The sequence below is a fragment of the Paenibacillus xylanilyticus genome (assembly GCF_009664365.1).
Lineage (GTDB): Bacteria > Bacillota > Bacilli > Paenibacillales > Paenibacillaceae > Paenibacillus > Paenibacillus xylanilyticus_A.
The window spans coordinates 3242592-3255425 of record NZ_CP044310.1 but is presented as its reverse complement, the minus strand read 5'-3'; the positions used below and the strand labels follow the sequence as shown (position 1 = coordinate 3255425).

The 12834-nt window shown below is 48.9% G+C and carries 11 protein-coding genes; all 11 read right to left on the bottom strand.

The genetic code is table 11. The features are described from left to right. Positions 1 to 95: 95 nt before the first annotated feature. The 11 genes from F4V51_RS14560 to F4V51_RS14510 all read right to left on the bottom strand — a co-directional run bounded on the left by F4V51_RS14560 (position 96) and on the right by F4V51_RS14510 (position 12809). On the bottom strand, positions 96 to 1202 hold the full coding sequence (locus tag F4V51_RS14560) for a Gfo/Idh/MocA family protein (protein WP_153978535.1): 1107 nt from the start codon (positions 1200 to 1202) through the stop codon (positions 96 to 98). A 99-nt stretch (positions 1203 to 1301) separates the two neighbouring features. Then, entirely contained in the window at positions 1302 to 2027 is a 726-nt protein-coding gene (locus tag F4V51_RS14555; RefSeq protein ID WP_153978534.1) for a ThuA domain-containing protein, read from the bottom strand. Between the two features lie 120 nt (positions 2028 to 2147). Next, complete coding sequence (locus F4V51_RS14550) at positions 2148 to 3320, bottom strand: Gfo/Idh/MocA family protein (RefSeq protein ID WP_153978533.1); 1173 nt, start codon at positions 3318 to 3320, stop codon at positions 2148 to 2150. Positions 3321 to 3359: 39 nt separating this feature from the next. Beyond that, positions 3360 to 4406, bottom strand: a complete 1047-nt coding sequence (locus F4V51_RS14545) for a LacI family DNA-binding transcriptional regulator (protein ID WP_153978532.1) — start codon at positions 4404 to 4406, stop codon at positions 3360 to 3362. A 258-nt stretch (positions 4407 to 4664) separates the two neighbouring features. Beyond that, positions 4665 to 5741, bottom strand: a complete 1077-nt coding sequence (gene glpX / locus F4V51_RS14540; protein ID WP_153978531.1) for a class II fructose-bisphosphatase — start codon at positions 5739 to 5741, stop codon at positions 4665 to 4667. 519 nt (positions 5742 to 6260) lie between these two features. Beyond that, positions 6261 to 6653, bottom strand: a complete 393-nt coding sequence (locus F4V51_RS14535; protein WP_153978530.1) for a hypothetical protein — start codon at positions 6651 to 6653, stop codon at positions 6261 to 6263. 235 nt (positions 6654 to 6888) lie between these two features. Beyond that, positions 6889 to 7389 carry a (2Fe-2S)-binding protein gene (locus F4V51_RS14530; protein WP_153978529.1) on the bottom strand — a complete coding sequence of 167 codons (501 nt, stop codon included), beginning with the start codon at positions 7387 to 7389 and terminating at the stop codon, positions 6889 to 6891. Then, positions 7386 to 9800 carry a molybdopterin cofactor-binding domain-containing protein gene (locus tag F4V51_RS14525; RefSeq protein WP_153978528.1) on the bottom strand — a complete coding sequence of 805 codons (2415 nt, stop codon included), beginning with the start codon at positions 9798 to 9800 and terminating at the stop codon, positions 7386 to 7388. Before F4V51_RS14525 ends, F4V51_RS14530 begins: the two co-directional genes overlap by 4 nt. 34 nt (positions 9801 to 9834) lie before the next feature. Beyond that, the gene (locus F4V51_RS14520; protein ID WP_153978527.1) at positions 9835 to 10746 is read right to left on the bottom strand and encodes an FAD binding domain-containing protein; all 912 of its coding nucleotides are present in this window, start codon (positions 10744 to 10746) and stop codon (positions 9835 to 9837) included. A 367-nt stretch (positions 10747 to 11113) separates the two neighbouring features. Then, positions 11114 to 11767 (bottom strand): nucleotidyltransferase family protein, encoded by a 654-nt coding sequence (locus F4V51_RS14515; protein WP_153978526.1) that lies wholly within the window; start codon positions 11765 to 11767, stop codon positions 11114 to 11116. After that, positions 11733 to 12809, bottom strand: a complete 1077-nt coding sequence (locus F4V51_RS14510) for an XdhC family protein (protein ID WP_236146808.1) — start codon at positions 12807 to 12809, stop codon at positions 11733 to 11735. Before F4V51_RS14510 ends, F4V51_RS14515 begins: the two co-directional genes overlap by 35 nt. Positions 12810 to 12834 lie beyond the last annotated feature (25 nt).

Below are 12834 nucleotides of genomic sequence, written 5' to 3'. Positions count from 1 at the left end.
TACGATCAATTTGTAAGATTAAACGAACGAAAAGCCCTGCCTCCTTGAACGGAAGACAGGGCTGTTTGATTTGTATTCATGCTGCGTATCCAAAATTATTGATCAAGACTATACAGAGCCAAACCTTCTGGCAGAGCAGCAGGACGCTGACAAGTGCTTCTCATTTTATAGAAAGTCTGCTCATCGGAAGAGTCATGGAATGCCCACATTGCTTCAAGCACATGGTAGGCAAGCTCTCCGCTCGCTCGGTGAGCGCGGCCGCTGTTAGCAGCATACGCCATATCAGCTACACCAATCCCGCGTGTGTTTTCCTGATAGCCCGGAAGAAGAGGAACCTCCGTCCACTCGTGTTCACCCAGCAAACGGTAACGTACAGGTCCGCCAAATGTGTTAGGATCGGGCACCTGCAGCGTGCCGTGCGTGCCATAGATCTCAATCGGTGGCAGTGCGCTTCCCCCAAAAACATCAAAGCTTGTAATCAGCGTGCCAATGGCACCCTGCTCGAACTGCAATAGTCCTGCCACATGCGTTGGAATATCAACAGGGATGGTTTGCCCTCTCTTTTTCTCACTTGTGATTGTCCGCTCTTCCATTGCTTTTCCTGTCATGCCAGCAATGGAGCTGATCGGACCCAGCAGCTGCACTAATGCTGTCAGATAGTAAGGACCCATATCGAACATCGGTCCGCCGCCTGAAGCGTAGTAGAATTCCGGATCGGGATGCCAGTGTTCATGTCCACGGCTCATCATGAACGCCGTAGCAGCTACAGGTTTGCCGATAACGCCATCTTCAACCAGCTTGAGTGAGGTCTGAATGCCTGATCCGAAGAAAGTTTCAGGCGCGCAGCCGACCAGCAATCCTTTGCGCTTAGCTGTTTCCAGAACAGCCTGCCCTTCCTCGCGTGTAACGGCGAGTGGTTTTTCGACGTAGACATGTTTTCCCGCTTCAAGAGAGCGTAAACATACATCTGCGTGTACAGCAGGAATCGTTAAATTGATGATCAGTTCAATCTCCGGATTGGCCAACATCTCATCAACCGTGTATACATTCGGAACGTTATAGGCTGCTGCCTGCTCTTCAGCCCTCTTGCGGTCAATATCCGCTACGGCAACCAGATCTAGAATTTCGAAGCGGTGACAGTTTTCCATATAAATACTGCTGATTTTACCACAGCCAATAATGCCTACTTTCATTGTTTTCATGCAGGTGGGCTCCCTTCAAGCGGATCGGAATTGTGGAATACTGGTCAAAATTTACTCACTTACGTATGTTCCTTGGTTTATCACAAAAAGTAACAGAAATTAAGTTTGGTTATCGGCCATGCCTGTGTACACTTCAGCTTTTTTGCCTGTTGTATTATTGGCAGCCGCTTTGCCCGCTGCAGCCCATTTGAAGCCGCTGCGCATCATTTCGGTGACTTGCTGCATCTCTACAATATCCGCATGATGACCAAGCGAGTTGTAGTACACACGGCCAGCACCCCAACGCTTCGTCCATACAACCGGCATATCCACTGGCCCATTCGCTGAATGGGGACCTTCCACGACCGGGAAACGAGTTGTTGCCAGTACTTCCACCGCAGGGTCAACGTGCAGGTAGTATTGCTCGCTTTTCACCTGAAAATCTTCAATGTGGTCCAGCAGCGGACTTGACCCGCGTTTGATGTTAACCGTATACTCCACGCCATCATTGCCCGGGTGTGCAACCCATTGACCGCCAGTCATAAACTGCCAATCGACATTGTTCCGGAACGCATCACACATCCCGCCGTGAATACCTGCGAGCCCAACGCCGCTCTGAACGGCAGCCGATACATTGTTGACCAGTTCCTGTTCAATCTGTCCCATCGTCCAAAGAGGGACGATCAGATCGAGTCCCAGCAGTTTGTCGGCATCTGCATAGGCTTCCAATGTGTTCGAAACCTCGACCTCAAACTGTTCTTCCTTCAAAATGCGCTCAAAAATCGCTGCTACCTGCTCCGGTTCATGTCCATCCCAGCCGCCCCATACAATAAGTGCCTTACTCATCGCTTTATCACTCGCTTTCGGATAGTTTTTATAGAGCCAACCTGTGTATCGCTATCGCGCTGATCGATTGACTTCTCTTCATTTCAAATTCTTCAGCATGTATAAACAGCTAAACGCTGCTTACATCTCATCAAGGGAAACCCAGCGCCGTTCTGTTACAGAACGTTCTACGGCTTCAAGCACAGCCTGGCAGGCAACACCATCATGGAAACTTGGTGAAGGCTGACGGCCTTCAGAGATGGCTGTAACCAGCTCCAGCATCTCGTGTGTAAACGTATGCTCGAATCCGATGGTATGTCCTGCTGGCCACCACGCCTCGGCATACTTATGCGCCGGATCTGTAGCCAGAACACGCCGGAATCCCTGAACGTCCTCTTCATCTTTCGTAAAATACACTTCCAGTTCATTCATTCGTTCAAAGTCAAACCGGACACTGCCCAGGCTGCCGTTAATCTCGAATGAATTTGTACTGCGGTGACCTGCTGCAAAGCGTGTAGCCTCGAAGCTGCCGAGCGCGCCGCCTGCAAATCTGGCCAGGAACAATGTCGCATCATCTACTGTCACTTCGCCTTTTGGTGCGTCCGCATTCGAGCTGCCTTTGGCACTGAGTCCAGTCATTTCGGAAGCAAGCGGCCGTTCCTTAATGAACGTCTCACTCATTCCGATGACTTCTTGGAACTCACCGACAAGAAAGCGTGCGAGATCAATTAAGTGTGCACCCAGATCGCCGTGCGATCCCGAGCCAGCCACTTCCTTTTGCAAGCGCCAAACAAGCGGGAAGGATGGATCCATGATCCAGTCCTGCAGGAAAAACGCGCGGAAGTGATAGATCTTACCCAGGCGACCGCTCTGAACCAATTCCTTGGCAAGCTGCACTGCCGGAGAGAAGCGATAGTTGAATCCAACCATGTGTGCAACACCAGCATCTTCTGCTGCTTGAAGCATCTCTTTCGAATCGGCAAGTGACAAGGCCAGCGGTTTCTCACAGAACAAATGTTTACCCTGACGGGCCGCTTCCAGTGCAATCTCCTTATGTGCATCGCTCGGAGCATTAATATCAATCAGATCAATATCATCACGCTTTACCAATTCACGCCAGTCGGTTACACTTTCGGACCAGCCGAACTGGTTTGCTGCTTCCTGGACACCTTTTTCATTCCGGCCGCAGATGACCGCCATTTCAGGCTGCAGCGGTGCTGACGGGAAAAACATGGGCAAACTGCGATAAGCATTGCTATGCGCCTTCCCCATAAACTTGTATCCTACCATTCCGACACGTAGACGTTGTGACATGTTCTTTTCCTCCTCTGGAATCTAAAATCATGTTCTATACTACTTACGAATCGATGAAGCCCTGATGATTAACTCTGCAGGCAATAACTCTCTGGGCCACTCAGATGAAAAATCCGAATCTTTAGTTGAAGCGCTTCCAACCATAGAACCATGTATGAGTTTTGATGCGGCCAGTTCACCCATTTCATAAAAAGGTACCCTGACGCTGGTTAGCGGAGGCACGGCCATCTCGGCAGCATCGGAGTCGTCATATCCGACAAAAGCCGGGAAATCCTCCACCCTGATCCCGCGCTCACGCAAACCGTGCATCACACCAATAGCCATACGGTCATTGGCAGCAAATACGGCGTCGATCTCGTCAAGCCTTGCCGCAATCGTGGCTGCAGCCTCCACACCGCTTCTTCTGCTGTAATTCCCTTCAAGCAGCAGGCTGGGATCCAGCTCCATGCCGGCTTCCTGTAAACCAACGCGAACACCCTGCAGCCGCTCCTGACTGTTGGAATAACTGTCCGGACCGTTGAGAAATGCAATATTTCGGTAACCCTGATCGGTAAGGTGACGAATGGCGAGCCGACTGCCTTCCACATGATCCGCATCCACTTCCAGAAAGGCTTCCCCTGCAAAGTGTTGATTCATTACGCAAAAAGGGTGACCTTCCTCTTGCAGCTGCTGCATCGCTGCCAGTTCCCCAAGGTCGTCTCTGGCCCCAAGAATAATGCAGGCGTCCACTTTTTGACGTCGGAACAGGTCGGCATAATTCATTACTTCACCTGGTGATCTGAACATGACCAGCAGATCCATTCCGCTCTCTCTGGCCTTATTACCAATACCACTCAGCATTTCGGAGAAGAAATAAGCAGAAAACAAATGCGCCTTCGGAACATAAGGCAAAACAACCCCGAGGTGGCCGCTTTTGCTTCTGGCGAAGCTGCGTGCAAGGGCACTTGGCACATACCCCAGCTTCTGGGAAGCTTCCAATACTTTGCGCCTTGTCTCCTCTTTGATCGGACCAACCCCGTTAAGAACCCGAGAGACCGTAGCTTCGGAGACTCCTGCCAAGTCAGCGACCTCTTTGCGGGATGCCATGAAATTCACCCCCTTACGTCCTTTAAATACGATACTATTTGTAGAAGATGATTTTTATGTACGCGCGTACATTTTCTCATGTGTTGTAACCGTTGTCAATGCTTTTAACATAAAACAAGAAGAGGATCTTCATAAGCAGATTCCCTTCCTGTTTGATTGATCTATGAGTCTAAATCTTGTCCTAAGAATGATGGATAATTCTAATAGATAACCTATGGTTTGGCAGCGACTTTTAGACCTTGAAAAGCGCAGTTTTGTCTACGTCAACACACTATGATTAACTGAAGATTGGCTGAACTCTGCCTGTTCTACTATTTTAGCCGGGCTTTGGATGCGATCTGAGGGTTCCGGCGTGGCTTGCAGTTTCCGTACCTTGTGCAGCACTTCCTTGTTGGGCAGGAAATGTACGGAGCGAATGTAACGGATCGTTTTGGTTTTGGCACGCATAACAATGGAATCTGTCTCAGCACGGTCATCTGCAAGATAACGCACACCGCCCAATATCTCTCCTGGCGTTACACCCGTTGCAGCGAAAATAACATCTTCGGTACCGATCATGTCCTGCATCGTTAAGACTTTGTAAGGATTATCAATGCCCATCTGCAGGCATCGCTGGAACTCGTCTGCATTGGCCGGCATTAAGCGGCCTTGTATTTCGCCTCCCAGGCAAGAGAGTGCAGCTGCAGCCAGCACGCCTTCAGGAGCTCCGCCAGAACCGACGTATAAGTCAATGCCTGCCTCGGGGAATGCAGGCGCCATGGCACCCGCTACGTCGCCGTCACTGAGGAACTTGATTCGTACGCCAACCTTGCGCAGCGTTTTAATCGTGCTCTCATGCCGTGTACGGTCCAGGATCATGACAGTCAGATCCGAAATGTTTTTGTTCAGTGCGGCAGCTGCTTTCTCTAGCGTAACCTCAACCGGGTCTTCGATGCTGACCTTGCCGACCAGTGCTGGACCTACAGCCAGTTTCTCCATATACATATCCGGTGCATGGAGCAGGTTTCCTTTTCCCGCCACTGCAATAACCGATAAAGCGTTGTTCAGTCCCTTGGCCACAATTTCTGTACCTTCAAGAGGATCTACAGCAACGTCAACTTCAGGTCCTTCAGCGTTACCCACTTCCTCGCCGATGTACAACATGGGTGCTTCGTCCATTTCTCCTTCACCGATTACCACCGTGCCGCGAATGGACACGGAATCGAACATGGCGCGCATGGCCAAAGTAGCCGCTTCATCTGCACTGTTCTTGTCACCTCGTCCCATCCAGGGGGCTGAAGCTAACGCAGCCAATTCTGTTACTCGGACAATTTCCAACGCCAGTTCGCGTTCCATTTTTCCCACTTCCTTTCCAGTTTTCAACAGCATACATGGAAAGTACTCCCAAATCCATCGCAAATCCATATGAAAATGATCTATAATCAGCAGAAAATCATTTTTTTGGAATTAACCTGCTTCTCTATAAAGGAGCTAATCCTTATCATTTTCCATCGTTATTGGTTGGTTTTTTGAAAGATAACCTGCAGGAGATTCTAACTTTGATTTCGTAGAGCCTGCCTTTTAGCTGTTAAGAAGACGAGAATGAAGAATATAAAAAGGAACATTTATTTACACCTTTTAAACTTCTTCAAACAACATAAATTCAACATATTTGTGGTGTTTATTTGTAATAGTCTTGCTTATTTAACGAGCTTCGAAAACGCTTATAATCCTACCCTCTCCAGTAAATAAAGAAGTGGAAAATCCATGAGGAGTAGGCTATATTTATTTCATAAATTTGAGTTGAATTTTAAATATGTCGGTAGATGCTGGTTCATATATTCTATGCCTCAATATAGATGAGGCTTATGGTAGTTATCGAAAATAATAAGTATACATAATATTTATTATGTTTTCATAATTCTCTAAACCCTCAATATTCCCCTTTACGAAATCTATTTGTTGACCATCCCTACGAACTACATAAATGTGATCCGGTTGTTTATCCAAACTCTTACCACTAACTATTAAATGATGTCCCCCTTCAACATTATATTTTCGGATGTACAGTCCTGATCCCTCATCTTCATATGCATACCTTTCAAAGTCATTCCAGGAAAGTTGTTCCCCTTTCTCAGATAATAAAATGAGTTCATTCAAAGGAATAGACGAGCTGGAATCCTCTTGACTATTGTTGGTCTGACAAGCCGAACAAACAAAAATCAACATCAACAACATTAAGCTCCATTTAAACAGGTTTGATAGCATTACTGCCTCCCTATAAATAAGTGGTAATGATGTTAAATATATTAATTTTTCTGATAGTAGATCATACCGTAAATACCGTCAATTAACTGAACTTGAGATGGATGGTACATGATCAATTATTAAATGGCCATAAAATAAAGACCGGACGAGATGGAGTCGAGAACCCCCTTCACGCCCGGTTTTATTCGTTTTTTATTAAAATATCATGAGTTGATCACTCACCTGTACCTCGTGGCTAAATTGCCTTCGTTTCCTCACTACTCTCACTTGCCTTACATACTGCTCTTATAATTCCTCCATATCCGGTGCAGCGGCACAGATTGCCGCATAATCCCGTTTCGATCTGTTCCTGTGTAGGCTGGGGATGATGATCAAGCAGTGCTTTGGTGGCAATGACCATCCCTGGTGTACAATAACCGCATTGAAACCCGCCCTCTTCTACAAAGGCCTGCTGTATCGGATGCAGACTCCCTTCCTGCTCACCATGTAGCCCTTCAATGGTCGTAATTTCACTTCCTTCACATTGATAAGCCATAATCAGGCAGGAGTTGACCGGCTCTCCATCTATAAGCACCATGCACGCACCGCAGCGACCAACTTCACAGGACACCTTGGTTCCGGTCAGATTCAGATGAGATCGAAGCACATCCACCAGCCGGGTTGTTTGAGCAATGTCAAGACGCTTCTCTTCCCCATTCACTACTGCTGACCAGATGTTACCTAGCGGCTTGCTCATGAGGGACTCACCCCTTCCTGTAAAGGTACATGTAGTGATTGAACCAGTTGTTCGCGCGGAACCGGCAATCGATTCACCCACACCCCGGTTGCCTGATGAATTGCTGCAGTGATTGCCGGCGCGAGTGCCACAGAACCAATCTCGCCAATCCCTCTCGGTCCAAAAGGATCTCCTTCGGGGAGGTCTTCAATGGCCTCAACCTCCAGATTGGTATGAATATCCCGGATTGTTGGAATCAAATACGTATCCAGATTAGTCGTAAGATATCGACTATCCTGCATGACAGCATCCTCCGTTAACGTAAACCCGAGTGCCATCACACTTCCACCTTCGATCTGTCCAATGAAGCCCATCGGATTAATGACGGGGCCCGCAGCTACCACATGACGTGTATCGAGCAATTTGGATTCTCCGGTTAACGTGTTCACTTCTACCTCTGCGGCAACCGCGGCATACGTATATAGATAGTGTCCGCCCACGACATGGTCTGGCGTGGTTGGATAATCGAAATGAGTATCAAATACCCATTCTTCCGCTGTGCCCTGACCCGCCAAATCTGAGTAGGCCGTAACAAAGCCGGAAGTCATGTCCGTGTCAGTAGATGGAGAAGACGTCCCTTTACCTTGAATATGCGATGCTCCCGCCGCTTGCGCTGGTGACAGCTGTTCCAATGATTCCGTCTCTACATCAGTACTAGGCAGTTGGCCTTTACGCCATACACCACCAGGTCCTGTCACCAGTTCATCAGCCGGAATGCCCGACAAGGCCGAAGCGGCTGATAGGACTCTGGAACGGAACGGGGTCTGCAATCGCTGCAGAGCCATCCAGGCCATCGTTGTCGAACGTGAAGCGGTGCTCGAGCCACTGTGAGGAACCCGATCCGTATCGCCAATGATGATATTCAGATCCGAAGTACTGCATTGGAACAGATCACAGAGCATGATCTCCAATGTAGCGATCAACCCCTGGCCAAATTCTTCGTAACTGAAAGCCACTTCTATTTTCCCTTCGGAATTAAGGGATAGGCGGCCTCCTGCCGGATCCGGGATCCCGTAACCCAATCCGGCACCATGCATGGCAATTGCAGCTCCTACGCCGCGCTTGATCCATGGGGGCTGAGAAGGATCTGCCTGGGGATGCTGATGCTTTTGCCATAATTCAGAACGATCCATGGCTTCCCATACCTGTGACAGTCCATCTGTAGTCAGAATTCTCTGATTTAACGGACCAGGGTCACCCTTTTCCCTCATGTTCCGTCTGCGAAACTCCCAAGGGTCCATATTCATGATCTCAGCGAGTCGATCCATTTGGCCTTCCACTGCAAAGATAGCCTGATTCCCACCAAATCCGCGGAATTCACCTGATAGCCCATTGTTGGTGTAAACAGACAAGCCTTCCACATCCACATTGGGGATGGAGTAAGGGCCTAGACAATGCTCCGTGCAGAAGTTCAGCACAGGTGCTCCAAGTGTGGCGTACGCTCCTGTATCTGCCGTAATGCGAACCCGGTGAGCTTGAATGATGCCTTCGCGACTGATTCCCGTCTGCATTTCAATTTTCATCGGATGCCGCTTCAGACCTGCACGAACGGATTCTTTGCGGGAATTGTGCATTTTCACGGGACGTCCGCTGGTCAATGCTAGAAGTGCGCCATATGGCTGCACGTTTAATTCGTCTTTCCCCCCGAAAGAACCGCCAATGGGAGACGACACGACGCGGATATCTTCCTCAGGACAACCGATAATCCGAGCCAGCTGCATCCGGTCCTTGTACCCGTGCTGCGTGGCTGCGTAGACATTAAGCCTTCCTTCTTCATCCGGGACAAACAGGCCGCCTTCTGTCTCCATATAAGCGTGCATTTGACGAGGTGTGTAATACGTTTCCGTGACAATATGTTCACAGGCCGCAAAAGCCTGCTCCACATTCCCGCGTTTAATTTCGGTGCGATGCAGCACATTGCCCGGTCCATGTGGATGCAGCTCCGGTGCGTCAGGAGCGAGTGCTGCATCCGTGCTGTCCAGCGGAGTAAGCTCCTCATACTCCACTTGGATTGCACCGAGTGCCAGTGCTGCCCGTTCCGGGGAATCCGCAGCTACTGCCGCAAGGGCATCACCGACATAACGTACAACATCTTCACAAAATACAGGCTGGTCAGGCGTTGCAATCCCGAAACGATTCAGGCCAGGTACGTCTTTGGAGGTAAGGACAGCATACACTCCCTCCATAGCCTCTGCTTCTGTAGTATCTATAGACAGAATGCGAGCATAAGGATAGGTGCTGCGCAGAACTCTCCCATAAAGCATTCCGGGCAGCGTCATATCCGTCAGATACTGGAGTTGTCCTGTTACCTTTGGAATTCCGTCCGGTCTCAAGTGCCACCGTTTTCCGCTATGTTTCCGATTCAGCAGCATGGTCTCTCTCCCCTTTTCTTGATCAAGATTTGAATCAACGGTATAGTGCTTCCCACAGTCCAGCCCCCAGCAAATTGCCAGCAGTCTGCTTGCGGTATTGTTCTGTTGCAAAGACATCGCCATAGGTCACAAATTCCGCAGACGCACTCCTTCCTAGCGGCTCTGCTTGCATAAGGGAAGCTTTTTCGCGAAGCAGCAGCTGTTCCGACGCAGGTAACCGCATGGCCACACCTGACCCTCCGCCAGCAGCGATCGCAACCTTTTTCCAACGACCATCTGTACCAATCTCTCCTTGAAAAGCAATGGTTACCAGAGATGCGCTAAATGTCTCTCGCCTGCCCAGCTTGCGGTAAAATGCAATTTCTCTCGCATCAGGCTCTTGGTTCTTCAGATCAGAGACAGGCAACTTATCCAGCGGGATCTGGATCGAGATTAACACGTCACTTGGATTGCGACTGCCGTCACGCCCCCCTTTTAACCAGGAGTCTAGTGTACGGATTTCCAACCCTGCGTCCGTCATCCACTGCAGTTCTGCGTTGTATGCGAGCAATGCGGGTAACGTATCGCCAACTCCAGATACAATGTTGCCGCCAATGGTCGCTACATTGCGAATGGACGGCGCAGCTATCGTTTTCACAGCCTCTTGCAATAAGGGCAGATGATGAAATAACCCTTCCGTAATACATCTATTCAATCGGGTCAGGGCCCCGATCACCATTCGATCTCCATCCAAATATACGTCACTTGTTCCTGGGATACGGGCCAAACTGATCATATGCTCCGGTGAAGGTACAAGACCGCCTTCCCACTGGGTACGCAGCAATGTTGCGCCAGCAGCGTAGCAGAAGCTTCCGTTCAGCCTGTTCCTCAACATTCGGAGTTCTTCCATATCTTCCGGCTGCCATACCGATGGCATCGCTCCTGACCCATATGCTGGTATTACCATCGTTCCATCCCCTCTCTCTTATAAGCACGATGTAGGACGCTGGATCAGGTCCGTATAAGCGCTGACTGTTGAAGATAATTCATCCTACAGGATCCAGATAATTCTTCAAATCATATGAGACTATAGGGTTAGCGTCAATTAGCTTCACATCGATTTGGATAAATATATAAATACGAACCACGTTTTGTGCTTCATGCATGATAGGAGTTACGATACCTAACACTATTTCTCACGTGAAATCATATACACGACACAAAAAGGCCAACCAAACGAACTGGATGACCTGTTTATGTTAAGAGAGCAGAGATAAGTAGATAATCTACGACTTCGTTCTATTCAATTGAGGGGGCATGTTATTGGGTTGAATTTACTTCATTTGAGCTGATTCATTTACATAATCCATGATGCGTTTCAGTTCAGCCTCCGTATCAGCGTCCCAGAAACAAAAGTCAGGCAAGTTTACCTGAGTTCCAGAGAAGTTGTCATTACGCATAATCTTCCTCGCACCCTCATCTCCGACAAGAGCAAGGAGGTGATTAAACATATGAGAGCGAAAGGCAATAGGAGGCTTTAGCCCCTCGCCGTCCACAGCAGCTGCATAATCAGACTGTGTGTTCAATGCAAGTGCAGCCGAAACCTGATTAATATCCTGCGCCCTTATTAAAGGCTGGTCCGCCAAAAGAATCATTACACCTTCTGCCCCGTATTCCTTGGCTTCCTTGAGTCCACATTGAAGCGATGCGGCCATTCCAGAAGAATATTCTGTACTGGCAGCAATTTGGAGCTTAGTCTCGTTCCTATAGTTAGATGAATTCACTGTTGCGTGGAGTACATTCTCGGGGAGCCATTCCAAGGAATCCTCCGGTTTCACCACACAGATGACCTGTTCCAGTTCAGAATCGAGAGCCGCTTGAAGCGACCAGGCCGCCAAAGCTCTCCCATCCGGCATAGCTACTGCTAATTTATCTCGGCCAAGACGGGTACTCTTACCTGCGGCGAGCATAATGCCCGTCAATCGCATGTGTACTCCCCCTTTGAGCAGAGTAGTCTTCAGTCTCAGAAGCGCGCTTGCACGCAATCAGTTCGGCAGCAATGCTAATGGCGATTTCTTCTGGACCCTCTGCCCCGATGCTGAGACCTACGGGAGAATGGAGATTCGTTAGTGGTGGTAAATCATTCAATAGTCGTGCTGTCCGTGTTCTGGAACCCATAATACCGAGATAGGCATATTCACTTCCCGATAGCAGCTCCAAGAGTTCACGTTCACGCGGAAATTGATGACTCATCAGCAAGAGATAATCCCCACGTCGTATATTCAGCACAGGCACGATTTCAGTGGGAAAACCAAGAACAAGATCTGCACCCGGAAACCGTTCGGACGTACACAGACCCTCTCTCCAATCAGCAATGATGACATGAAATCCAGATACCCTCGCAAGCCTGGCAACAGGTATGGCATCATTTCCCGCCCCGATTATGATAAGTCGCGGTTTAGGAGTATATAGGGTCGTTATTCGTAAAGGCAGATTCCAGTACTCTGCTTCAGTTGATATTACGTCCTTATCGAATTCTGTCCTGTATGAATCGGAAGACATGCGCGGTACGTCTTTGGAAGGAACAGGTTTCCTATCGATTGAATCAACTCGACGCCATTCATATTGAATAAGGGAATAGTCATGTTGAAAGTACCGAGTAAACTCGGCTGCTGAACCAGACTTGAAACAATCGTGCATCTCAGTTAATACACTTCTCAGTTCGCCGCAGACAGGTTCCAGCAGGACGACAACCAAGCCTCCGCAGCCAATCGTTTCTCCCCAAGAGAGATCATCTTCAGGGCGCATGTCGTATTCGGCAAATGTCATGTGTCCCGTGTCCAGCACTTGTTTTACACGCGCTTGCAGATCACTTTCGAGACATCCCGGGCTGATGCTGCCATACATTCTGCCATCTTCGGTCAAGAGCATAGAGACTCCCTGCTTACGGTAAGCATGACCTTCCACCTTGACCGCCGTTGCAAGTACACAGCGTACTTCACCTGCTGCAATTGCACACAGATCATGCATTTCCACATTCGTCTCCACCTTTCCG

Coding starts and splice junctions, on each gene's coding strand:
- F4V51_RS14555 (WP_153978534.1), bottom strand. CDS start 2,027: ATGAGTAAGGCACTTATTGTATGGGGCGGCTGGGATGGACATGAACCG.
- F4V51_RS14510 (WP_236146808.1), bottom strand. CDS start 12,809: ATGCATGATCTGTGTGCAATTGCAGCAGGTGAAGTACGCTGTGTACTT.
- F4V51_RS14545 (WP_153978532.1), bottom strand. CDS start 4,406: ATGGCATCCCGCAAAGAGGTCGCTGACTTGGCAGGAGTCTCCGAAGCT.
- glpX (WP_153978531.1), bottom strand. CDS start 5,741: ATGGAACGCGAACTGGCGTTGGAAATTGTCCGAGTAACAGAATTGGCT.
- F4V51_RS14535 (WP_153978530.1), bottom strand. CDS start 6,653: ATGCTATCAAACCTGTTTAAATGGAGCTTAATGTTGTTGATGTTGATT.
- F4V51_RS14515 (WP_153978526.1), bottom strand. CDS start 11,767: ATGCGATTGACGGGCATTATGCTCGCCGCAGGTAAGAGTACCCGTCTT.
- F4V51_RS14525 (WP_153978528.1), bottom strand. CDS start 9,800: ATGCTGCTGAATCGGAAACATAGCGGAAAACGGTGGCACTTGAGACCG.
- F4V51_RS14550 (WP_153978533.1), bottom strand. CDS start 3,320: ATGTCACAACGTCTACGTGTCGGAATGGTAGGATACAAGTTTATGGGG.
- F4V51_RS14520 (WP_153978527.1), bottom strand. CDS start 10,746: ATGGTAATACCAGCATATGGGTCAGGAGCGATGCCATCGGTATGGCAG.
- F4V51_RS14560 (WP_153978535.1), bottom strand. CDS start 1,202: ATGAAAACAATGAAAGTAGGCATTATTGGCTGTGGTAAAATCAGCAGT.
- F4V51_RS14530 (WP_153978529.1), bottom strand. CDS start 7,389: ATGAGCAAGCCGCTAGGTAACATCTGGTCAGCAGTAGTGAATGGGGAA.